The sequence below is a fragment of the Parabacteroides sp. AM58-2XD genome (assembly GCF_003463685.1).
GTDB lineage: Bacteria > Bacteroidota > Bacteroidia > Bacteroidales > Tannerellaceae > Parabacteroides > Parabacteroides segnis.
The window spans coordinates 26893-51952 of sequence record NZ_QSDP01000041.1 but is presented as its reverse complement, the minus strand read 5'-3'; the positions used below and the strand labels follow the sequence as shown (position 1 = coordinate 51952).

The 25060-nt window shown below is 44.6% G+C and carries 16 protein-coding genes and 2 pseudogenes; 8 read left to right on the top strand and 10 right to left on the bottom strand.

Features of this window, described 5'->3' with window-relative positions; genetic code table 11:
- Positions 1-6: 6 nt before the first annotated feature.
- From DXA15_RS11700 to DXA15_RS11690, 3 genes are all read right to left on the bottom strand, one after another.
- Positions 7-267 carry a hypothetical protein gene (locus tag DXA15_RS11700; RefSeq protein WP_128134129.1) on the bottom strand — a complete coding sequence of 87 codons (261 nt, stop codon included), beginning with the start codon at positions 265-267 and terminating at the stop codon, positions 7-9.
- Positions 268-278: 11 nt separating this feature from the next.
- On the bottom strand, positions 279-653 hold the full coding sequence (locus DXA15_RS11695; RefSeq protein ID WP_128134128.1) for a DUF3244 domain-containing protein: 375 nt from the start codon (positions 651-653) through the stop codon (positions 279-281).
- Positions 654-861: 208 nt separating this feature from the next.
- Complete coding sequence (locus DXA15_RS11690) at positions 862-2349, bottom strand: hypothetical protein (RefSeq protein WP_233567199.1); 1488 nt, start codon at positions 2347-2349, stop codon at positions 862-864.
- Between the two features lie 747 nt (positions 2350-3096).
- On the opposite strand from DXA15_RS11690, the gene DXA15_RS11685 reads away from it, so the two are divergent.
- The 5 genes from DXA15_RS11685 (at position 3097) to DXA15_RS11665 (ending at position 8551) form a co-directional block, all read left to right on the top strand.
- Complete coding sequence (locus DXA15_RS11685) at positions 3097-3891, top strand: DnaJ domain-containing protein (protein ID WP_128134126.1); 795 nt, start codon at positions 3097-3099, stop codon at positions 3889-3891.
- A gap of 58 nt (positions 3892-3949) precedes the next feature.
- Positions 3950-4561, top strand: coding sequence for an SIS domain-containing protein (locus DXA15_RS11680; protein WP_009860606.1), 612 nt, complete (start codon positions 3950-3952; stop codon positions 4559-4561).
- A gap of 20 nt (positions 4562-4581) precedes the next feature.
- On the top strand, positions 4582-5505 hold the full coding sequence (locus DXA15_RS11675; protein ID WP_128134125.1) for a carbohydrate kinase: 924 nt from the start codon (positions 4582-4584) through the stop codon (positions 5503-5505).
- 76 nt (positions 5506-5581) lie between these two features.
- On the top strand, positions 5582-6640 hold the full coding sequence (locus DXA15_RS11670) for a tyrosine-protein phosphatase (protein WP_128134124.1): 1059 nt from the start codon (positions 5582-5584) through the stop codon (positions 6638-6640).
- A 123-nt stretch (positions 6641-6763) separates the two neighbouring features.
- Positions 6764-8551: a DEAD/DEAH box helicase gene (locus tag DXA15_RS11665; protein ID WP_128134131.1), complete on the top strand. Its 1788-nt coding sequence runs from the start codon at positions 6764-6766 to the stop codon at positions 8549-8551.
- Positions 8552-8620: 69 nt separating this feature from the next.
- On the opposite strand, the gene DXA15_RS11660 is transcribed toward DXA15_RS11665, so the two are convergent.
- Positions 8621-10195 carry a beta-N-acetylhexosaminidase gene (locus DXA15_RS11660; protein WP_009860602.1) on the bottom strand — a complete coding sequence of 525 codons (1575 nt, stop codon included), beginning with the start codon at positions 10193-10195 and terminating at the stop codon, positions 8621-8623.
- 106 nt (positions 10196-10301) lie between these two features.
- Here DXA15_RS11660 and DXA15_RS11655 point away from each other — a divergent pair.
- Positions 10302-11911: pseudogene (locus DXA15_RS11655) on the top strand (dipeptidase).
- A gap of 31 nt (positions 11912-11942) precedes the next feature.
- Positions 11943-13115, top strand: coding sequence for an aminopeptidase C (locus DXA15_RS11650; RefSeq protein ID WP_128134123.1), 1173 nt, complete (start codon positions 11943-11945; stop codon positions 13113-13115).
- Positions 13116-13203: 88 nt separating this feature from the next.
- Here the strand turns inward: DXA15_RS11650 and DXA15_RS27610 are convergent, their stop codons facing one another.
- The 6 genes and pseudogenes from DXA15_RS27610 to DXA15_RS11625 form a co-directional block, all read right to left on the bottom strand.
- The gene (locus DXA15_RS27610) at positions 13204-13428 is read right to left on the bottom strand and encodes a hypothetical protein (RefSeq protein WP_255419956.1); all 225 of its coding nucleotides are present in this window, start codon (positions 13426-13428) and stop codon (positions 13204-13206) included.
- 41 nt (positions 13429-13469) lie between these two features.
- Complete coding sequence (locus DXA15_RS11645; protein ID WP_255419955.1) at positions 13470-14312, bottom strand: aldose epimerase family protein; 843 nt, start codon at positions 14310-14312, stop codon at positions 13470-13472.
- 3 nt (positions 14313-14315) lie between these two features.
- Positions 14316-16460, bottom strand: a complete 2145-nt coding sequence (locus DXA15_RS11640; protein ID WP_128134122.1) for an alpha-galactosidase — start codon at positions 16458-16460, stop codon at positions 14316-14318.
- Between the two features lie 20 nt (positions 16461-16480).
- A complete protein-coding gene (locus DXA15_RS11635; RefSeq protein ID WP_128134121.1) occupies positions 16481-19267 on the bottom strand; it encodes a glycoside hydrolase family 2 protein in 2787 nt (928 codons plus the stop codon).
- Positions 19268-19340: 73 nt separating this feature from the next.
- A pseudogene (locus tag DXA15_RS11630) lies at positions 19341-22627 on the bottom strand (DUF5107 domain-containing protein).
- Positions 22628-22637: 10 nt separating this feature from the next.
- A complete protein-coding gene (locus tag DXA15_RS11625; protein WP_048316868.1) occupies positions 22638-24011 on the bottom strand; it encodes a sugar porter family MFS transporter in 1374 nt (457 codons plus the stop codon).
- Between the two features lie 161 nt (positions 24012-24172).
- On the opposite strand from DXA15_RS11625, the gene DXA15_RS11620 reads away from it, so the two are divergent.
- On the top strand, positions 24173-25060 hold the full coding sequence (locus DXA15_RS11620) for an AraC family transcriptional regulator (protein ID WP_048316865.1): 888 nt from the start codon (positions 24173-24175) through the stop codon (positions 25058-25060).

Sequence of the window (25060 nt, the reverse complement as noted above, 5' to 3'; positions counted from 1 at the left end):
TAAGTATTATTTCAGAATCAATTTATATTTTAATGTTGTTTTATAGGAAAATGGAAGCTCCGGAATAAACTTATCTATATAATATTCTCCTGAATTTTCTGTTTCAAAAACTATGTTTATATTATATACTATCTCCTCTGGATTACTTAGTGTTAACTCTCCTGACCAAGATGTTTGATTCAAGATTAGGTTGAACGACTCTTTATCATCTTCTGCACAAGAGACTAATGATAGACACAAAAAGAAAAGATAATAAATATTTTTCATAAATAAAAAATTTATAATATAACAAATTCACCATACAAACAAACACCAGTCGCATCAGTAAAATAAACCGTGTATACTCCCGCCTCTTCTCCGCTTAAGTCAATATCCACTGAAGTCGTCTGTAAAGAAACGACTTGTTGATAGACCTGTCGACCGTCTGAACTGACTACAGACACATTGACTTCTCGCAGTAAAAAGAGAAAATCAACATGGATTACATTATTGTTCAAATTAACCATGAGATGAGGGGGATCCAAACGGATGGAACATACTCCACCAGAATTTTTCTTTGCATTCTGAAGTTTTACCGCATCTGCTTTCACGAAAAAAGTCGTGCTGCAAATCATTGCAAGGGTTAGCATGATACTAATCATTCTTGTTTTCATAACTATTTTCGTTTAAAGTGACACCGTAAAATTAATAAAATACACATGAATATAACCCCTCTATTAACATATATTTAACCAATATGTTAATTCCACAATCAACTAAAAATCAGCACTATACAAGAAACTATTTTAAGAAAAATCAATATTCCCCCTCCAATGATTAATATTTGGCAAATGCAGGTCGATATATTAACGAATTCACCTCTTATTTCTCAACTTCTCCTTCAATGAAAGCTACAATATCAGCGGCATCAGGAGCCTGCAGTTTTTTTCGTATACTGGTCTTTCGGGCACGGACCGTATTAATTTGTTGTTTCATTACACAGGCTATTTCAGTAGTATCCATATTAACTTTCAACAAACAACAAAGCTGTATTTCCCGCTCATTCAAAATATCAGTATAAGCAGCCTGTACCTTTTCAGCAAAGCCATCATACAGTATATTGATTGACACATAAAAATCTTTCCAATTCACATCATTTGTACGTTGCTCTCCATAAAACAAAGTATTAAATTTTTCAAGAAAGGTTTGATCTTTGTCTGATTTCTCATTGAGTTGGGACAAAACCTTCGTTATATTTAACTGCATGAGCAATGCTTTTTTTACCATCTTATCCTTTTCTTCGGCTGAACAACGGGATGATATGACTTGCTTATCCGCATGACCACTACTATGCTTTTCTTTTTCCATCTTCCGTAAAGTATCTACCGTATCTTCCGCATTCAACAAATCCTGTTTCTTTTTCCATTTTTTCCAGACAATTACAATACACAAAATGATCAATCCCAACGAACCAATTCCAATAATTGTCACAACTGCATAATATTGTATCAGATGTAATTTTTCATTCTCTTCCTGATACCTTATATAATTATAAACTCGCTCCGTTTCAGCCAATGAACTTTTACGCTGAAATTGATAAACAGAATCGACACAAGTTACATATCGCTTCTGATTCAGAAATGCTGCTTCATAATTTTTATTTACAGCTTCTGTTTCAGCTAAAGCTGAATAATAAATAGCCTGCAATCCTATATCATTCGATGCTTCAACAGCATATTTCACTCCATTTAATAAAAAAAGAGCTGAATCAGATTCTCTCAAATTTGCATAAATTTCAGCTAAAGTTGTCTTTTGATGTACCATCCAATTGCTATCACTCTCTAAAGATAAAGACTGTTGCAGATAATATTTTGCTTTAGAAAACATACTATCTTCTCTCAAATAAAGCCCTATATCATTATATATAGCAGCCATTTCTATCGTATCTTTCTGTTCGCGGGCAATATCTAATGCCTTCTCTAAATAAAAATAAGCACTGTCCCGATTGCCGTTTATCCCATATTCAGAGCCTATCGAATGTAGTAATGTACCTGTATACTTCTCTCCGGAAATTTGACCGTAAATAGCATACGATGTTTTATAAGCCTCCAGCGATTTATCAAAAGCATACTGCTTATCGTGTAACTCTCCTAAATAATAATTCGCCATCATCCCCAAAAGAGGGTCAGGTATCTCTCCTGCATATTCCGCCGCTTTCAGGAAATACAATCCGGATTCAAATAGCTTTCCGGCCCCTTCATAAACACGGCCTGCATAATAATTCAACCAGCCTTTTTGAGAAGCATTGCCTTGTTCCTTGTAGTATACCAATGATTTTAAAATAAGGGTGGTATCACAGGATAAATCCATATAACATTTATCCTTCGCCTTCGTATACATCAACTGATAAGCGGCAAAGTCCGCCTGGTTCAATGTTTCCGGATGAGGAAAAGACGATAAAAGTGCCAATCCACGATCCGGTTCATTCTCCATCAGAGAATCTGCCTGCTGTAATACTTTATCGAGTTGCCCTGAATGACAAGACAAAAGGCCAATCACAATAATAATAAGGTAAACTTGCTTAAACGGTTTCATATTCAGAGCATTTAGATCAACGATTCTCGTTATGTGGCAAATATAAGATTTATATTACATTAATATGTGGATATAAACAATTTCTTTCGCGGAATTTCAAGGTTTCCCTTTCATCGGTTAAAATAAACCCGCAATGGTTTTGAAGAAAGCAAAATTTTCTTGCAACACAGCAGTTTTATCCTTATCTTCGCTTGTCAAAGTTATTACTTCATTACCAACCAGTTACTCCATTCTCTTCTTTGAGACAAGCGTTACATTTCAGCGGCCGATAATTATCAGCCGTATGGTTGATAATTATGAACCAAACGGTTGATGATTGTCGGCCAATCGGTTGATGGTTATCAACCATTGATTAGCTGCCGTAGTAATTCTGTTTAGTACGTATAGTAAATCCAAAAACATCGGGATCTATTTTATATTTGTTCAGGAACAAAGAAACGGTTTCTCATCCTCCTTATACATATCATATATCATCCCAATAAAATAATTCATATCTTTGCCGGAAAAGTATACAAAAATCGTATGGGAATAGGAAAATGGATCGGCGGCATTATCGGATTTATGGCTTTAGGGCCTTTGGGCGCTCTGGCCGGAATCGTATTCGGCTCTTTGTTTGATGAAGGAATCAATCAGGCGGGACAGGCATACGGCGGAAGGAGTTATGAAAGTGAACCCTCCCCGGAAGACAGATACACGGGCCAGCGGAACAGCTTCCTTTTCTCCATGCTCGTGATGGCATCGTACATCATCAAAGCCGACGGGCGGATCATGCACAGTGAAATGGAGTTTGTGCGCCAGTTCCTCAGAAGAAATTTCGGAGAAATGGCCGTATCCCAGGGGGAACAGATTTTACTGAACCTTTTCGAACAGCAGAAACGCATGGACCGTGAAAATCCGATGGCTTTCAAAAATACCATTCGGGAATGCGGAACACAGATCGCATACAACCTGAGTTACGAAGAACGCCTGCAACTCCTGGCTTTTCTGGCTCAGATCGCAAAAAGCGACGGACATGTATGCGCGGCAGAGATAGAAGCTCTCAAAGAAGTAACCTTATCCATGGGATTATCGGACAGAGAGGTCGAGTCGATGCTTAATCTGGAAACAAATACGCTGGAAGAGGCTTACAAGGTTCTTGAAATAACACCGGAAGCAACCAACGAAGAAGTACGTGCCGCCTATCGCCGGCTTGCCCTGAAACACCATCCGGACAAAGTGGCCGCCTTAGGAGAAGATATCCACAAAGCAGCCAACGAAAAATTCCAGCGCATCAATGATGCTAAGGCAAAAATTTATAAAGCCCGGGGAATGAATTGATTTTTTTAATCGTATTTTTGCACACTGTTAGGATAATTGTATAATTAATAAAGTATCTATGTCACACGAAGCAATCGCCTGCATCCTGCAACAGGAGGCTGAAGCAGTACTGAATATCCCGGTAACCTCCGGCTATGAAGAAGCAGTAACTCTTATTGTCAAATATGTTCACGAACTGGGAGGAAAACTGATTACCAGCGGAATGGGAAAAGCCGGCCAGATTGCCATGAACATTGCTACCACCTTCAGTTCGACCGGTACGCCGGCCTTTTTCCTGCATCCCAGCGAAGCACAACATGGCGACCTGGGTATCGTGCGTGACAATGATATCATGTTACTGATCTCCAATTCCGGAAAGACACGCGAATTGCTGGAACTGGTAGAACTGACACGCGGCCTGGTGCCCGACATGAAATTTATCGTTATCACCAGCAATTCGGAAAGTTCGCTGGCAAAAGATGCCGACGTATGCCTGCTTACGGGAGCTCCGAAAGAAGTGTGTCCGCTGGGACTCACTCCGACCACTTCAACGACGGTGATGACCGTTATCGGGGATATTTTGGTGGTAGGTACGATGAAAAGGATCAATTTCAATAATAAAGATTATGCCAAACGGCATCACGGCGGTTACCTCGGATCGAAAAGCCGCGAACAGAGCAAGAACGAATAGACTATAAACAAGCCCATTATATGAGAAAAGTTATTGGCATCGGAGAGACGATTCTCGACATTATCTTTAAGAACGACCAGCCACACACAGCCGTGCCAGGCGGATCAGTCTTCAACGGATTGGTGTCGTTGGGGCGTCTGGGAGTCCCGGTTTCTTTCATCAGCGAAGTCGGCAACGACCATGTAGGTGAGATCATCCGTAGATTCATGGAAGAGAATCATATCTCGACAGAATTTGTAGACCGTTTCCCGGACGGGAAGAGTCCGATATCGCTGGCTTTCCTCGACAATGAAAACAATGCCAATTACACTTTTTATAAGGATTATCCCAAACAACGGCTGGAAGTACCGCTACCGGTCATCAATGAGGACGATATCTTTATTTTCGGTTCCTATTATTCCCTGAATCCGGCTCTGAGAGAACGGATGGTTGAATTTCTGGAATATGCGAAAGAACGGAAAGCGATCATTTATTATGATCCGAACTTCCGGAAAGCGCATGCACATGAAGCGATATACCTCACTCCCACCATCCTCGAAAATCTGGAATATGCAGATATCGTACGTGGTTCGGACGAAGACTTCTTCAATATTTTCGGAAAGACAGAGGTAGAACGGGTCTATACCGACCATATCAAATTTTACTGTGAACGGTTCATCTCCACACACGGAGCAAACGGGGTGAATCTGTACACAGGCAAATTGTCCGAACATTTCGATACGGACATGATCAATCCGGTCAGTACCATCGGTGCCGGAGATAATTTCAATGCCGGCATCATTTACGGATTATTGAAATATAATATCGGATATCATGATCTTCCGACTATGAGCAAAGAAACCTGGGAAAAGATTATCCGTTGCGGCATGGACCTTGCGTCTGAAGTATGCCAAAGCTATGATAATTACATTTCTAAAGAATTTGCAACCTCATACCGCCAGTAGTCTTAAATATCATTAACTCCGGTACGACAAAGGGCAGGAATTATTATCTTTGTAATGTATGTATGCTAGAAAGACGATGTTAGTAAAGATTTTTTCTCTGTTTGCTTGTGTTACGTTGATAACGGGTTGTTCCTCTAACAGTCCGGAAATACGGACGCTCTGCCTGCGCGATGATATAGGGAATTATATTCTGAAATGGGAAACCGAACCGCAAATGGAAGGTATACTCAAGATGTATGTTTCCGACGATCCCGAATCGTTCAACAGATCTCTTCCCTCAGGATATGCCAACATAAAAGACGGTGTCACGACTTATATCACCAACGATAATATGTCGCGCAAATATTTCCTGTTGTCTTTCAACGATAAATATTTCAAGACGATCGGTGCCCGCTCCGTATCGATGGACAGCCTCCAGAATCTACGGGAAATCGGTGGCTACGGGACTGCCCACAACCATAAAACGACCCGCTGGGGACAGGTATTCCGGTCCGGACAACTCAGCTCCCTGAGCGAATGGGATTCGATCCGTCTGAACAATCTGCATATCAAAACAGTTATAGACCTGCGCGGGAATGATGAAGTAGCAGCCAGTCCGCTACGTTATTCCAATGCAAACATCGTACACATCCCTATTCCCATAAAGAATATGGATCACGTAGTTGCCCGCATACAGGAAGACCGGATGCGTAAAGGAGACGGAATCCTGTTCATGCAGGACACTTATTTGCAGTACGTTACTGATTACAGCGAACAATATGCCAAGGCGCTCGATGTTTTTCTGGACAAGGATAATTATCCGATCCTGATTAACTGCTCAATGGGAAAAGACCGTACGGGTTACCTGACCGCCATGCTGCTGTTTGCTCTCGGAATACCGGAAGAAACGATCATAAAAGATTATATGGCTTCCAACGAGAACATCAATATCGGACATCTGGCCTATATGGCACGTGATCTGAGCACAAATGCACAGGAAACGATCACCACTTTGGTCACTGTCAACGAAGGGTTGATCGACCTGGTCCTGAAACGGATCCGGAAAGATTACGGCTCGGTAGACAAATATCTGTCAAAAGGATTACATCTGACAGATAAGAAGCGGGATGCATTAAAAGATATTTTACTATATTAATGTGAATCCGAATTATTTATCTACCTTTGTACCCTCTGAATTTATTATATACACATATATCACATTTTGAAAACATTTGAAGAATTAGGAGTTGCCGCCCCCATATTGAAGGCAATCCAGGAAATGGGTTACGAATCGCCCATGCCGGTACAGGAAGAAGTGATTCCTTTCTTGCTGGGAGAAGACAACGACGTAATTGCATTGGCACAAACAGGAACAGGAAAAACAGCCGCTTTCGGTCTGCCCATCCTGCAGAAGATCGATGTGACAAGATATCAGCCTCAAGCACTCATACTTTGTCCCACCAGGGAACTTTGTCTGCAAATTGCCGACGACCTGAATGATTACTCCAAATATATCGACAACCTGAAGGTGCTGCCGGTATACGGAGGTTCCAGCATTGAAAGTCAGATCAAGACATTGAAACGTGGCGTACATGTAGTTGTAGCGACACCGGGACGCCTGCTCGACCTGATGAACCGTAAGACAGTCGATCTGGGTACGATCCGGAACGTTATTATGGACGAAGCGGACGAAATGCTGAACATGGGATTCACCGACAGCATCAATGCGATTCTGGCTGAGGTTCCCCCCGCACGTAACATGTTACTTTTCTCCGCTACAATGCCGCAGGGTATTGCCAGCATCATGAAGAAGTACATGAAGAACCCGAAAGAAATCGTTATCGGGAACAAAAACGAAGGTAACAAGAACATCAAGGATATCTATTATATGGTACAGGCAAGAGATAAATATCTTGCACTGAAACGTATCGCAGACTTCTATCCGAACATCTACGGTATCGTTTTTTGCCGTACCCGTAAGGAAACACAGGAAATTGCCGACAAACTGATACAGGACGGTTACAATGCCGATTCGCTGCATGGCGAACTGAGCCAGGCACAGCGCGACTATGTGATGCAGAAGTTCCGTGTTAAAAACATTCAGTTACTGGTAGCTACCGATGTGGCAGCTCGCGGACTGGACGTGGATGACCTGACTCACGTAATTAACTACGGTTTACCTGATGAAGTAGAATCTTATACTCACCGCCGTGGCCGTACAGGTCGTGCCGGCAAGACTGGTATTTCTATTTCCATCTGCCACGTAAAGGAAAAAGGCAAGATACGCCTGATCGAGAATATCATCAAGAAGAAATTCGAGAAAGGTGAAATGCCGACCGGACACGACATCTGTGAAAAGCAGCTTTTCAACCTCGTTGACCAGATCGAAAAAGTGAAGGTAGACGAAGAAGAGATCGCAACACTGATGCCGCAGATCTATCGTAAACTGGAATGGCTGGATAAGGAAGACATCATCAAACGTGTTGTTTCGCTGGAATTCAACCGTATGATCGACTATTATAAAGATGCTGACGAGATACAAGACGTAGACGAGCGCTCGGCCCGCAGTGAACGTGGCGATTACGGAGAACGTGGCGAACGCCGTTCGCACAATGCAGAAGAAGGTTTCTCACGCTTCTTCCTGAACTTCGGTAAAGCTGACGGATTATTCCCGAACCAACTGATCGAACTGGTCAACAAATGTGTTCCGGGTAAGGTTCGTATCGGTAAGATCGACCTGCGCGACAACTTCTCATTCTTTGAAGTAGAGGAAGGCGAAGCACAGCGCGTAATGGACAGCATGAACGGTTTCGAGATCGAAGGACGCCGTATCTCCGTTGAGCCTGCACAGGGCAAAGGCGAAGGCAGAAGCAGCCGGGGCGGAGGATTCAGCCGTGGAGGAAACTCACGCGGTGGCAGTGGTTCCAGAGGCGGTTATAAAGGTGGCGGTGGCTATAAAGGCAAACGCGAAGGCGGATTCAGCGGCAGCACAACCGACAGACGTAACGGCGAAAAGCCGTGGAGACGTGAAACGTCAGACCGCAATGCCCGTAAGAAAAGATACTAATCTATATTATAGATAGCAAAAAGAGGGAGCGAAATCTATAACGATTACGCCCCCTCTTTCTATTTTAGATCAACCATTCTGCAACACATCTTCTTTTTCCGGAGCATTCGGCTCAGGAGTCGAAGCCGGATCAAACGGGTTGAAGTAATAGATGCCTAATGAATCCAAATATTGCAGGAAAACAGGCAGCTTCTTCATAAAGAGACTGCATTCTTTTGCCTTGGCAGGTGTCCAGCCATCTTCGGCAACAGCGACAAGGCGGGGGAAGGTCATAAAATCCAGACGTTTCTCATCTGCCACACGTTCTGTCCACAATGAGAACTGTAAGCCCATCACCTGGTCTTCATAATCTTTCGTCAGGTGAATAATAGGTTCCGGGAAACGGTACACATCTTCAATCGCATTATAGCCGTTCCACAGACGGCCCACCTTATGTTCGCCATACTGGACAAAGTCTGCATAAAACGGACGGCGCGGTGTCATTATCACATTGTAACCATTCTCGAGAGCTTTTACCAACTGATGTTTGCGGTCATGACGCCACCACATTACAATTGCTTTATCGGGAGAAACGCCGGCATCGATGATTTCGTCCCAACCGATCATGGTTTTACCTTTAGAGGCAACGATATCGGCTGCGCGTTTCACGAAATAGTGTTCCAGTCCGGTTTCATTCTGCAATCCTTTATCTTTGATGAACTGCTGGATTTCGGGATCGGTAAACCAGCTCTGGTTACCGTAATGAACCTCATCCCCACCGATATGAATATAAGGGGAAGGGAATAAAGAAACGATTTCATCGAGAACATCGCTGATAAACTGATAAGTCGTCTCCTTGCAAGGATGGAAAGTAAAACCGTCCCATTTGCCTTCGCCGCCACCGGACAGTTCCGGATAAGAACGGCTGACAGCGGTAGCATGTCCGGGCATATCGAATTCCGGCACTACCATAATATGACGTTCTGCAGCATAAGCTACGATTTCCTTTATCTCTTCCTGGGTATAAAATTTAGCCGGTGCTTCCGGATCATGCCAGTTACCGATAGCACCGACAGAGGTCAGCTTCGGATATTTCTTGATCTCGATACGCCAGCCCGGTTCGTCGGTCAAATGCCAGTGGAAAATATTCATACGGAGGGAAGCCATAATATCCAGATATTGTTTCACCTTCTCCTTACCGAAGAAATGACGGCTTTCATCCAGCATAAAACCTCTCCAGCCATAACGGGGCTGGTCAGTGATCTTACAAGCTCTCACTGTTCCTTTTCCAAAACGGGCCAGTTGTTTCAGGGCCTCTTTCGCATAGAACAGGCCGGATTCCGAAGATGCTTCCAGTAAAACGGATTCCTGACTGACTGTTAATGAATAAGCCTCATCCGGCATTTTCAGTTTTTCATCCAATACCAGTCGAACCGTGCCTTTGGAAGGTGTTCCTGATAAACCCAGTCCTTTCAGTTCAGACTGTAGTTTTTTAGCCAATTCATCGGCATATCCGCCATTCCCGCTGATCGGGGAAGCCGTGCCGATTGTAAACGATCCTTTGCCTCCCGAAACTTTCGCCGGTGTGGGGAACAAAGCAAGTTGTGCAAATGCCGGCAAAGCAAGAAAAGCCAGCAATACTACAATAGATAATAGTTTTCTCATGGGATTATAATTGTTATGTTATCGTACACACCTTAGATTTGGGCAAATATATGCAATTATTCCGATACAGTTTGTATCTTTAGCCATTAAATCAAATGACAAACACATGAACAGATTGTTTATCTTTACTCTTACACTTATCTGCCACTGTCTTATTACATCAGCGCAGGAGATAGAATACGCCCAGCCGGTCAACACACCGGAAAGTTGCACTAGTATTATGGTCGGCAAGAAAGCCTCTGCCGACGGCTCGGTAATGACCAGCCACACTTGCGACGGAAATTACCGTACCTGGATGGATATTGTCCCAGCCGCCACCTATGACCGCGACACGACCGTCGCCATCCGGAACGGCTGATGCATACGGAATATCCGGACGACCAGACCAACGTCGAATTAAAAGGAACCATCCCGCAGGCCCGTTCCACCTATCAGTTCCTGAATACCTCCTACCCTTGCCTCAACGAAAAACAACTGGGCATCGGAGAAACGACTATTTCCGGACGGAAAGAACTGGTTAACAAGAAAGGTATGTTCATGATCGAAGAGTTGGAAAAGATTGCTCTTCAACGTTGCACGACTGCCCGCGATGCCATTCGCCTGATCGGTGAACTGGTCAAAGAACACGGTTATGGCGATTCCGGCGAATGCCTGACAATTGCCGACCCGGATGAAGTCTGGATATTTGAAGTTTTCGGCGAAGGGCCGGACAAAATCGGCGGAGTTTGGGCAGCTGTCCGCATTCCGGACGACCATGTCAGCGTATCGGCTAATATCTCCCGCATATCTACTTTGGATTTAAAGGATAAAGACAATTATATGGCTTCCGCCAATGTCTTCGATGTTGCCAAAAAGATGGGATTCTGGGATGGGAAAGAACCGTTCCGTTTCTGGAAGGCTTACAGCGGAGGGAACTATTTCGGCGAACTGAAATCGTTTAGCCTGCGTGAGTTCTTTATCCTGAACAGCCTTGCTCCTTCCCTGAAGCTATCGTATGATTCGGAAGAACTGCCATTGAGCGTAAAACCGGATAAGCAGGTAGCCGTAACCGATGTAATGGCTCTTTTGCGTGCAACCTATGAAGGGACAGACTGGGATACAACCAAAAATCTGAAAGTCCCATCCAAAAAGAAAGACAGTTCGGATAAAGATTCTATCACCAGCCCGGCCGCCAATCCCTGGATGACAACCGATATGATCAATATGTTGAATGAAATAAAGCCTGGGACGGTCGACCGCAACCGTTTGGTAGCCGTTCCCCAATGTTCTTACTCCCATGTTATCCAGTTACGAAACTGGCTGCCTGATGCAGTCGGAGGGGTTGCCTGGTTGTCATTCGACAATCCGGGACAGAGCCCGCGTATTCCTGTTTTCTCCGGCTCCACCGCACTTCCTCCCAGTTTCGGTATCTGCGGACAGCATCGCCATCGTACTGATGCCGCCATCTGGTCGTTCCGCGAAGCCAATAAACTGGCAACCGTACGCTGGGGACTGACAAAAGAGAAAATGCAAACGGCTATCGCCCATTTCGAAGAAAAAGGACAAACAGAATTACCTTTTGTTGAGGCTCAATACAAACAAATTCAACAAACGAAAGGCGATGAAGCTGCAAATGCCTATCTGACCGGCTATACTTCCGACTTTGCCGGGGCTACCATGCAACGCTGGCGCGAAATGGCTGACGAGTTCTGGAAGATGTTTGCACGAGGTTTCTAAATAACGATTACAAACTATTAAATCATATTTTATGAAAGCATTATTCATATCCTGCGCCTTGCTGCTTTCCGCACTCAGCACATTCGCACAAGGTTATCAGTTTACCGAAGTCGTGACAGTTCCGGCTACCCCGGTAAAAAATCAGGCAGCCACCGGTACTTGCTGGTGTTTCGCCACCACCTCATTTATGGAATCGGAGTTGTTACGCATGGGAAAGGGAGAATACGACCTCTCCGAAATGTTCATCGTACGCCAGAAATATATGAACCAGTTACAGGACAATTACCTGCGACGTGGCGAAGGAAATATCGGACAAGGCAGTCTGGCACATACTTTTAAAAATGCATACCGTCAGGTAGGAATCGTTCCTGAAGAGGTTTACAAAGGGATCAACTACAATTCCGAACGCCACAATCACAGCGAAATGGCTCAATATATGAAAGCTATCGCTGATGTTGCGGTAAAAAATAAGAAACGCAGCCCTGAATACGACAAGCTGATACAAAACCTGTTCGATACCTACCTGGGACAGCTTCCGGCAACATTCACTTACAAAGGGAAAGAATATACTCCCAAGACATTTGCCGAATCTCTGGGTCTGAATATGGACGATTACATCGAACTGACGAGCTTCACCCATCATCCGTATTATGTAAAATTCGACGTCGAAGTACCGGACAACTGGGAACATCAGCTCATGTATAACCTGCCGCTCGACGAAATGATCGAGACAGTCGATTATGCCCTGAACAACGGTTTCACCGTATGCTGGGACGGTGATGTCAGCGAAAAAGGCTTTTCCTTCAAGAACGGTGTAGCCATCAATCCGGAAGTAAAGAAGGTGGAAGACCTTTCGAATACCGACCGCGCCCGTTTCGAAAAGATGGACGAGAAAGAGCGCCTGGAAGAAGTATACAAATTCGAACAGCCGTATCCGGAAGTAAAAGTAACCCCCGAAGTCCGTCAGGAAGGTTTCGAAGCATTCGTGACTACCGATGACCATCTGATGCATCTGACCGGTATCGCCAAGGACCAGAACGGCACCAAGTATTACATCACCAAAAATTCATGGGGCACAGATCGTAATAAGTTCGGTGGCTACCTGAATATGTCGGAAAGCTTCGTCCGCGCTAAAACCATTTATGTAATGGTTCATAAAGACGCTATCCCAAAAGCTATCAAAACAAAATTAGGCTTAAAGTAAATCTGATTACAAATAAAAGAGGGTACGTCCCTGGCTGATAAAAATCCAGGCGGCGTACCCTCAATATTTTTTGTTCCTTCTTTCAAACTCAATCAACTCCAAACTGGTATTCAGCGACATGCCTATACTTTTCTGTTTTATCTATTAAAATGGAGGGAAAAGACGGTTGGTTCGGAGCATCCGGATATCCCTGGGTTTCGATGGCGATGCCGGCACTGGCATAATAAGGAGTATCCCCCTTTCCAATATCCGTTCCGTCCATAAAATAACCGTTATATACCTGCACAGATTGTTGATTTGTATAAATATCCATCTTTCTTCCGCTGATTTCATCCGACAAACAAGCGGCAAAACTTAGTTCGCTCGCTTCTTTTTTATCCAGGCATACGCCAGGGAAAAACCTTTGCCTTTTTGTATTTGTGAATGTTCTTCTGTCAAAGACGAAGCAATAGTGTGGGGCAAACGAAAATCCAGCAAGGTACCGTTTACAGGTAATAACCGGCCCGTAGGGATTAATCCATTATCACATTCAATGATAGCGGAAGCATTCAGGGTAAGATTGTGAGATAAAACATTCTTTTTATCTGTAATACCAAAGGATGATTGCAGGTTAAAGAAAGCATGATTCGTGAGATTGACAGGTGTTAGGCGGTCGGTTGTTGCTTCGCACTCCATCCGCAGGGTATTATTATCTTTCAGCAGGTAAGTCACCTTTACTTCGAGGTTTCCCGGATAGCCTTCTTCCCCGTTTGGGGAACAGGTTGTAAATTCGACGGCTTCCTCTCCGGAAGAAGTGACAAACAGGCGGGATTTCCAGAAACGATTGTGAAAAGCGGCCATTCCACCGTGCAAATGATTGCGGACAGGTTTTCCATAAGCATCATTGGAAGCCAGTAAATACTCTTGTCCTTCTAATGTAAAACGGGCATTATTAATTCGTCCGCAGACACGGCCTACTATCGCACCATGATATTGCTCGCCTGCCATCAAATAACCGTCGAGCGTATCGAAACCAAGGAGAATATCCCCCATACAGCCATCACGGTCGGGTGTCCACATACTCACCCAGCGGGCACCATAATTGGTGAATTGGGCGACAAGGCCGTTACGGTTCTTTAATGTAACCAGTTCAGCGGAAGAGGTTGAACCCTCTCCGCTGAATACTGATGCAGACAATAAATTCAACTGACAAACCATGTATTATTGTTTTACAATCTTAAATATACGGCTTTTGAATGCTCCGTACAAGGGAAATTCCACTCCGATATTCATCAACTGACGACCGGCATAAAGGCCATCCATACCTTCAATCCGGTAAGAGGCATCAGGTTCCAGACCACGCAGTTTTACCTTTTTAGGACGTTTGGTTTCCGGTATGGCATTATCCGGATATTCTGCCAGATTATACACAAACACAACTGATTCGGATTTCGGTTTATTGACGAACTGAAGCACGCTCCGGTTATTCTCGTAAGGCGACACCAAACGGTAATGATCACCTTTGTGAACCGTTTCACGAATTTCTTTATAAAGAGCAATCTTCTCACGGGCAACCTCTTTTTCCTTGTCAGACCATTTCGTAATATCATAACCAACACCCAGGACACCGCACAGGGATACATCGAACTTAAATTCAAGCGGATGCCTCTGGTTATGCCAGTCCTCCTGCGTCACCCAGCTAATCATAGAATTAGACGGGAAGGCATTCAGGAAAGAATACTGGATGAACGTGCGTTCCACCGGGTCGGTATTATCGCTTGCCCAGCAGAAATCGGTACGGGCCATCATACCCAGGTCAACCCTACCGCCACCTCCGGCACAGTTTTCGAACCATACTTCGGGAAATTCCGCACGCAATGTTTCAAACAAACGGTACAGATTCTCGATGTATTTAATACGAACGGCCCGCTGTTCATCGGTCGGAGCTGACAGGAATCCAGGTTCTGTCACACCCCGATTCATATCCCATTTGATAAACTTTATATTGTTTTCACGTAACAACGTAGAGAAGCAGCTATATAAATACTGATAGACATCTTCACGTGCCAGGTTCAGCATCAACTGATTACGGGTTTCATGCCGGGTACGGTTCGGATAATGGAACACCCAGTCGGGATGCTGGCGGTACAGGTCACTGTTCGGATTTACCATTTCCGGCTCTATCCAGATACCGAAATCCAGTCCCAGAGCATTGATTTTCTCGATCATCGGTTGCAAGCCGTTAGGGAATTTATTCTTATCGACCGTCCAGTCACCCAGACCACCTTTATCGTTGATACGGCCTTTAAACCAACCGTCGTCAATAACAAAGACTTCAACGCCCAAATCTTTTGCGATCTTTGCCAAAGCCAACTGATGTTCTTCATTCACATCAAAAGTGGTGGCATACCAGCTGTTATATAAAACCGGACGAACCTGATCGCGATGAGAAGGATACAGGACTTTTTCACGGGTAAACGAAGCCAGGTTCTGTGAAACGCCTTCCATCCCCCGGCTGGTATATCCGATCATCATCTTAGGAGTGGTAAAACTCTTTCCCGGCTGTAGAACCAACAACTGGTCCCAGAAATTTATTCCTCCGGTAACCTGAACTTCTCCGGGAGCATACTTCTCAAAGTCCATCCGCCAGTTACCACTATATTGTAAAGAGCCGAACCATACTTCGCCATAAGTCTCTTCCTGTTCGCCTTCGGGTCTGATTGCAAAGAAAGAGGAACCGTACGAACGCAGGTCTTTTGTCTGAATCGTCTTCAAGCCCTGTGTCAGTTTGGTTACATTCATTTGATACTCATAGCCCCATCTGCCGGACAGATGCGTCAGCTCATAAGCGTTCTTCGGAAGGAAGAACGTTCCGGACTGGGCATTTTCTATTTCAATATTCCCTTTCTTTCCGGTATTCTTTATTTCTATCCATTTCTCAAGCAAATCGTATTCCGGCAGAACACGGATATATTCGGTAATAGCCAACGGATAATAGTTATCCTTCTGACGGATAACCAATGTGGCATACCCATCCTGCGTCAGCATTTCCGACCCTTCGTAAGTGAGTTCGATATCCCTTACCCGGTCTTTAAAAACGGCTTCCAACATCGGTGTCGTAGCAGAATAACCGCCACGGACAGTCACTTCTTCCCCCAGCGGATTCCGCAGCATGTCCGGATTCTGACTTTTATCGCCAAAATAGAACATATTCACCTTTCCCTGATCCGAAACACGGATCTGATAGATAAAAGAACGTGTTGCCAATGTCCACGACTTTCCGTCGCTGCCGGCAGTAACAGGAGATTGCTGTGCCCAAGTCATCCCTGTCATTAAAGCAAATAATACGATAAACAGCTTCTTCATAAGTTACATCTTTACATTAATCAATAAATATCTTCCGGATTACTTGCTCCCGAAGAGAGACCGGATTTAAACAATTGAGCCAAAACATCCGATTCCATCGCACTTGACGGATCAAACGAATCACTTTTCATATATTCAAGCAAACTAAAATACAACTGCCGGGCTTCCGGACGCTGTTCCCAGTCCGACAATATATCCATTGAGCAGAAAAGCAATTTTCCTTCACCTACTTTTACTTCAAACAGGTTTGACAAACGGCGGTTATTAGCAAAGTTATCGACAACTTCCACCAAAGGGGTCACGGACGGCAGGTTATCCATAACAATCGTTTTTGATTGCTTCAGCAGCGACCACCATTGCCAATCGGTATAATTGCCTGTCGGGAAATGGGCGAATGCCGGATGAGACGCCTCACAAAGGATTCCCATCGAACCTGCCTGCTTCGGAAAATGAACCGGACTCCAAAATACAGGGACAAATTTACCTTCCAACCCTTCTATCTTTTTATAGTCCGGATTATATAAAACCTTCTTTCCATCGGCAAGCGCCTTCTGAGTTTCCCGTAAATCACGGGTAACAACGACATCATCCTTCACCGGATTCAATTCGGACGGATAAACCCAAATACTCCATTCATTCTTATATGGAGTATTATCCAAAGCAACGGACAAGAGTAACCGAGCCGCTTCCTGCTGCGCCAACGGACAGGTAATCACCTCCGACAATCTATTCAATCCAATTGACAGCGAAGGGCAGGACATCATGCCTTTTCCAATTTCTTTTCCCTTTTCATCTTTCAGTATCCAGGAAACAGACTGATCTTTCAGTTCTTTATCTGTGAAATTAGCAACTTCGACAGACGCTGTAAAAGATTCCCCACTCGTATAAACTGCTTTCGGGAAACGAACCAGAGGTGTTACCGGCGAGCAGGCCTGGCGGAATGTTTCTGCATCAGTTACACCTTTGCTATCCCAAAAGGCATCCAGCAATCCGACTAAAGCAGTTCCCTGCCCCGGGAAGTCATGCAGGTCCAATAACTGGAAACCGCTGCAACCTGCCGTTTTCATCGCACGTTCAATCTCTTCCTTATATAAGATAGACGCCAGATAACCGGATGCTTTCAGGTAATCGTCAGCCTTATCCAATAAGCCTTTTTTCTCCAGTTCCTGCTTTACGCCTTTAAAGTTTAAAGGATCCAGGACTCCGGTATATTTATCTATCTCTTTCAGGTTAGGGAAAACAGAATATTGCCCGATCTCATGAGTAACAAGCGGAACATCCATTCCTTCGACAGAAGCGATATAGTCCTTGTCAAACGAAGGAGATTGGGAATCAAATACACCCTGGCCTCTCACCCAGCCTTTCTTAGTCCATTGCGTGATAAAGAAATCGTCATCCGGTTCAGGCCAGTCACCATGTCCTCTTTCAAATGTAAAAGAAGTGGTTGTATATAAATGTCTCGAGTCCTGTTCTTTGGTATGCTTCAACAACCGCGACAAGAATTCAAAATCCGGTTGCAGTTCATTCCCCAGGCTGAAGAAACAGAAAGAGGGATGATTGCCATACTCTGCAAGTATACGGTCAGCTTCAGCATACAGGAAGTCGTTTGTATGAGAATCTTCTCCCACTTTTACCGACCATAGCGGAAGCTCTACCTGTAAATAGAATCCCAATGAATCTGCCACCTGGAAAGCGGCTTCGGGTGGACACCAGGAATGGAAACGCAGATGGTTCAATCCCCATTCGCGAGCCGTAAGGAACACTTTCTTCCATCCTTCCGGTTCCATCGGAGGACGTCCGGTCAGCGGGAAGATACAACATTCGAGTGTACCTCGCAGAAAGACCTTATTTCCGTTCAATAGCAAATCCGATTGATTCCGGCTGAATTCGCGCATGCCAAACTTTGTACTCCTTTCCGTTTTAACCGAACCTGCATTCACCTCTAAATCCACTTTATATAAAACAGGGTTAAACTCATTCCACATTTCTATCGAGTCCCCCATTGAACAGGTTAGATTTACAAGGTTTTCACCTGATTGAAAATCCACTTTTTGTTTAAGGACAGATACGACCAATCCACTTTTTTGATTTTCTACCTTTACCGAGAGCGAACCTTCTGTAGCTTCACCCGTATTGGAAACTTTTCCCTTTATACGGATTTGTTTGCCTGATACGTCCGGATAAACCTGCAAATCTTCGATGGAAAGGGCTTCTTTTGCTATCAGAGAGATATCACCGATTATACCGTTCCACATAATCTGTGTTTCATTGGTATAGGCATGCGCCATATCGTTTACAGTAATATCATGTTGTTTCCTGTTGTCCACACGAATCGTCAGTTTGTGCTTACCGGGTGTCAGATAACCAGTCAGATCGAATCGATGCGGACTTATCAGGCTTTCACAACTTCCCTGCACAGGGTTATCATCTACCCAAACAGAAGTTTGCCAGATAACACGTTCGAGTTTTAGTTCTATTGACTTCCCCTCCCAATTCGATGGAATGGATATTTCCCGCGAATACCAGGCCGGACCGACATAACTATTTTTACGGGTCAGGTGAAGAATCTGCGGTTTCTCCACTGAAGGAAGAAGTGTATTCGGAATGCCATATCCCGCTTCATCGGTCGTTCCGGGCAGCTGTATTTTATCAGCAAACGAACGTTCAAACCATTTCTCCGTTATCCCGATATCGGTACTGTCCATAGCAAACTGCCACTTGCCCGCCAAAGAGATCTCTGACGATGGCTTTTGGCAAGAAGTCAGCAACATCAGTGTTATACATATAGATAAAAAAACCTTCAACATATTTATTATTTCTTCCTTAAATGAGTATCTCCAAAAATACTATAAAAAGCACTGCTCATGCTATCGGAAAAGATCAGATCATCTTCTGATGTATTTGTACTCCCTGATGGTTGTTATCCATTTCGGCAGCGATATTGAAATATTTCATTGCTTTCTCGTTATTTCCTAATCCCAAGTGGCCTAATGCCATCAGGTAATTACAATGGATACGGTTCTTTTTATTCATATCATCTTCCCATATCTGTAAATCAGGTAAGGATACAGCGAAATAATCCATCTTAAAGACATCATACAGATGCTTTTCGCCATAAGAAATCAGGTTATTAAAGCGTCCGCGAGCCTCTTCTTCACGTCCCAGTTTGCGTAAAGCCAATCCCTGATAGAATATCTTATCCGGTTTCTGATCGTTATAATACATAGCGGCAGCCGGTTGGCTGTTTCCGATGCTGGCAGCCAGGAATAACTCCGTCGCTTCTTCTTTGCGTCCCAACCCTGACAAAGTACAGGCTTTATAATAATTGAAGTCGTTTTCCTGTGCGCCATATAGTTTGCCTTCGCCCAGATTATGCGGATAGATGAAACATTCCTCAATCAAGGCCAGAGCTTCTTCATATTTCTTTTCAGCTAACAACTGCTTTACTAATTCTACACGAGCCAGCTGGTATTGTGCCGGGACCTTGCCTTCTCCCCCTTCCCACGGATGAACTTACGGGCATCGATCATACGGATTGCTTCTTCATATTGTCCGAGTTGATTCAGTAAGGTGACATATTCCAGATACAGGTCATCACGCTGGAAAGCTATGTCTTTATGCTTTTCTAGGAAAGCCAGACGGTCTTCATGCGAACGATTCAGACGTTTATACAACTGATCGAGCTCCATCAGGATACGGGCATCCGTCATATCGAGCGCAAAAGCCTTTTCAAGTAGAGTAACCGCCTCGTCCTGCCTATTCAGTTTATTGAAATAAGCCAGGGAAAGGTTACGCAAGACGGTCGGGAAGGTATCATCCTGCTGCATGGAAGTCTCCCAGCAGGTGATTGCTTCCGGATACTGACGCTTGTCGTACCACAAATTACCCAAATAATACAAGGCTTTCGGAGTTTCTGTTGCAAACCCGATAACAGACTGTAGAGCAAGAATTGCCTCCAATACATTCGGGAAACAACAATCAGGCAATTGCTGTTCAGCTTCACGGATGGCTGCCAGAGCCTCTTCTTTACGATCCAGTTGAATCAGGAACCAGCTTTTATAATAATGAAGCATAGTCTGCCCCGAAACATTTTGGCCGATAGCCGTTTCAGCCACCACCAATGCTTCCTCCCAACAGCCGGCAGATGCATAATCCAAGACCAATTCTTCATAATTATGGGCCTCCGGACGCATCAGAGCGAGCAATTCTTTCAGGTCAGCCTCAACTCCGGTAATCAGATATTTTTCAAAACCACAACCGAAATTGAAACGGTCGATACGCAGAGAATCCTCAATCAAAGCTAGTGCCTCATCCTTCCGTCCCAGATGGCGAAGGATAGCCGCTTTCAAATGGCGTCCCCGCAGATTATGCCAGTTGCGAAGTAAAGATTTATCTATTTCATAGAGAGCCTCTTCCCAATCTCCGCGTGCTGCCGATAACTGAGCCAGGGAATAGTAGCCGGCATCCTGCCAGGCTGCATTCCAACAGGCTTTATAGAAAAAGTCATATGCTTCTTCTGTTTTTCCCTGATATTTCAAAGAAAGGCCCAGATTATATAATGGCTCGCCATCATAAGGATTCGGATTACGTTCCGTCAGTGTTTTCACCGCCTGTCGCAAATAAGGTTCTGCCTTGGCAAACTGACCTTTACGAATCAACCACAATCCCATCGCATTATTATTACGTACATCGGTCACATCACGGTGAAGTGCTTCTTCATAATAATCGGTTGCCGAATAAGTGGCATGGCGGTATTGTTCCAGATGCAAGCCTGTCAGATACAGCTGTTCGGTAGTACGCACATCTTTCGGGTCAAGAGCCGCTTTGGCCGGTTCAGGTACTTCCTTAATAACATCGGGTTCCGGTTCCCAGGATAACATCTGCTTCCCCTTAGCATTACGGATACAGACTTTCACATCGCACAAATCTGCAACCGGAACAAATTCCTCCAGTATATTTTCGGGAGTAATATCACGGGTAATATCCAGACAAACCTCTCCGGCTTTCTCCACGACAATATGCAAATCATTTTGTACGGAAGTAGCAAAAACTTTTAATAAAGCGCCCTTTCCATCGGGTTCCAGGTTCATCAGAAGGTCGGAAGAGGCATTCTTCACCACCCCCAGTTCGCGATAAGGCATGAAGTATTGGGTAAACGTTTTTTCTTCATAAGGCTGAAGCCAGGTGAAGTCAGGCTGGTTGTCGGTATAAACACCGGTCATCAGTTCGATATAAGGGCCGTCGGAATCTGTCAGGTTACGGTCCCAGGCCTGTCCGAAATCGCCATTACCCCAGGTCCATTGCTTCTTACCCGGCGAGATATGATGGTTTGCTACGTGAAGCACACCGGCACGGGTATCATTCTCATATCCTCCCACAAAGTTATAGTTGGAACGGATTGCCATATAAGAGGTAGGAACAGGTATATTCTTATAGCGGGAAATATCCACTCCTGCCGAATAATCCATCTTATAGTAAGTACCGGTAGCAATCGGATAGCGTGACACATCACGTTTACCATGATCGAACACGGCATTTACATCGGCAGGGAACACCGATTGATAGGCATCATTTACGGCCACAGCCGGATTCGCCCACCAAAGGAAAGTCTGCGGGATCGGTGTCGGGTTATACAGTTTACCCTGAATCTCCAAAACAGCTCGTCCCGGACGAAGGGTAAAACCGGCCATCCCTTTCTGATGGAACATACGTTCGCGCTCGCTCACCCAAACGATGGCACTGCCGTCGGCACAACGTTCGATTGTATAATCGATCGGCAGGAATGTGCTCGGACGATGATGTTGCGGCCAGTTGAACTCGATTCCACCGGAAATCCACGGACCGGTCAAACCGACCAAAGCCGGTTTAATCACATGGTTATAGTAGATGAAATGGCGGTTTTTGATCTTATCGTATGCCATCTGTACACGTCCACCCAGCTCCGGAAGGATCATGACTTTGATATATTCGTTTTCAAGATAAACAGCATGATAACTCTTTTCTTCGCAGGTATCTTCAATCTTTTCCACTACCGGATAAGGATACACCACTCCGCTGCTTCCCTGGTAAACACGCTTCTCCAGGAACATCGGATTCTTTTCGGCTTTGCCAATACCATAGGTAGGAAGAAGGATATCTTCTTCCCACACTTTCACATTTTCAGTCATTTCAGTATATTTATTTTGTTAATTCTTTTTCCAGTTCTTCCAATGTTTTTCCTTTTGTTTCAGGAAGTTTTGCACGTATAAAGAAGAATCCGCTCAAACAGATGGCACCATACAACCAGAACGTTCCGGAAGCACCCACCGCTTCATTCAATATCGGGAAAGTATATGTCAACAGGAAGCAGGCTGCCCACAGGAAGAATGTGGAGATAGCCATTGCCATCCCGCGTATCCTTACGGGGAATATCTCGGAAAGAACCACCCAAACCACCGGTGCAAGAGACATAGCATAGCAGGCAATCGCCATCACTACCAGCAGAAGCATCGGCCAACCGCTTACTTCAAAGAAATAGCAGGTTCCCAATATTCCATAGATAACAGCTAGTCCTGCCGAACCGACGAACATCAGGCTTCGTCTACCCCATTTGTCAACCGTATAGATGGCAACAAAAGTAAAGATCACATTAGTCACCCCTGTCACTACAATATTCATCAAGACATCCGACACCGCATAACCGGCTTCCGAAAATATCTCATGAGCATAATTAAAGATCACGTTGATACCGCACCATTGCTGGAAGATCGCTAATACGATTCCGATAATGAGCACGTTCCGGACACCCGGCTTTAACAGAGCTCCCCAGTTTACTTTTTCTTCTTTCTTATCGGTCAGTTGCGCCAGTTCATCCAACGTCTGATCGGCATATTGCTCTCCACCGATACGCAACAGGATAGCCCGTGCCTGAGTCGTCTTTTGCACGGTTGCCAACCAACGCGGACTTTCAGGAATAATAAAAGAAAGGATAAAGAACAATCCGGCCGGAATCAGTTCCGCCCAGAACATCCATCGCCAGGCCCACTCGATGCTGTTGGCACTCAGCGTTTCACCTCCCTGTGTAAAGTACTCTCCGATTTGCCAGTTAGCCAGCTGCGCCATCAGGATACCCAAAACAATCGTCAGCTGATTCAGGGAAACAAACTTTCCCCGGACAGAGGCCGGAGCGACCTCAGCAATATATACCGGTGAAATGTTCGAAGCGATACCGATACCGAACCCACCGACTATACGATAAATGATAAACCAGTTAAAACTATTGACCGCCCCCGTCCCGTAGGCAGACAGTACAAAAAGGAAAGAAGCGATAATCAACATCTTTTTTCGCCCGTACTTATCACTCCATTCACCGGAAAGCAACGCACCGGCCAGACAACCGATCAGGGCGCTACTCATCGCCCACCCACGAAGGGCAGCAGAGCCTTCAAGTCCGAAAAAGGGTTCATAAAATATCTTGGCACCTCCGATCACTACCCAGTCGTAACCGAATAATAATCCGCCCATAGCTGAGACCAGGCAAATAAGTAATAAGTAAGCTGTTGTTCGCTTCATGACATTAGTATTAAAGTTATGGTGCAAAGAAACAGGTTTCCGGTTAATAGTGAAATAGATAAAACCGGCTTAGGGATGGACAATCTTTCGATTTACATTCCAAAAATAACAAGATATAATATAAATAACATATCTTTGTGCACATCTATAAATCCAGTATCATGATCAAACTCAAAGACGGTTTTAGCGGAGAACGGGCCCTTGTATTACCTCAGTCTATCGTACAAGAGATGGAGAAAGACGCGCTTTCATCAATCCTGCACATTACGGACATCGGTTATTACCCGAAGGCCCTGCATCATTTCCGTGAACGGAAAGAGCCGATCTGCCAGTTCGTCTTCATTTATTGTATAGAGGGAGCCGGATGGTTCCGTTGCGGCGACCAGGAATATACGGTCACAGCCAACCAGTATTTTATCCTGCCAGCCGGAGTTACGCATGCCTACGGTTCGGATGATACGAATCCCTGGACCATTTACTGGATACATTTCAAGGGGAAGCTGGCCTCTTACTTTGCCGGTCAGGCCAGCCGTCCGATCGAAATAAAACCGAGCGTCCAGTCCCGGATCAGCAACCGAAACGATCTTTTCGAAGAGATATTCCGCACATTGGAGATGGGATACAGCCATGAAAACTTATTGTATGCCTGTTCTGCTTTTCATTATTACTTAGGTTCTTTACGCTATCTCCAACAATATCGTGAAGCAGCCCGTAACGAATCGGATCAGAACGATATCGTTACCGCTGCCATCCACTATATGAAAGAAAACCTGGAAAAGAAAATAACATTAGCAGACCTGGCTACCCATATAGGCTATTCCCCTTCCCATTTTTCCGTCCTGTTCAGCAAGCGTACCGGATATGCCCCCCTGACTTATTTCAACCAACTGAAAATACAACAGGCTTGCCAGCTACTGGACTTTACGGATATGAAGGTAAACCAGATCTGTTATAAAATAGGGATAGAAGATACCTATTACTTCTCCCGATTATTCAGCAAGGTGATGGGGATGTCACCGAGGGAATATAAGAAGCAGAAGAAAGGATAG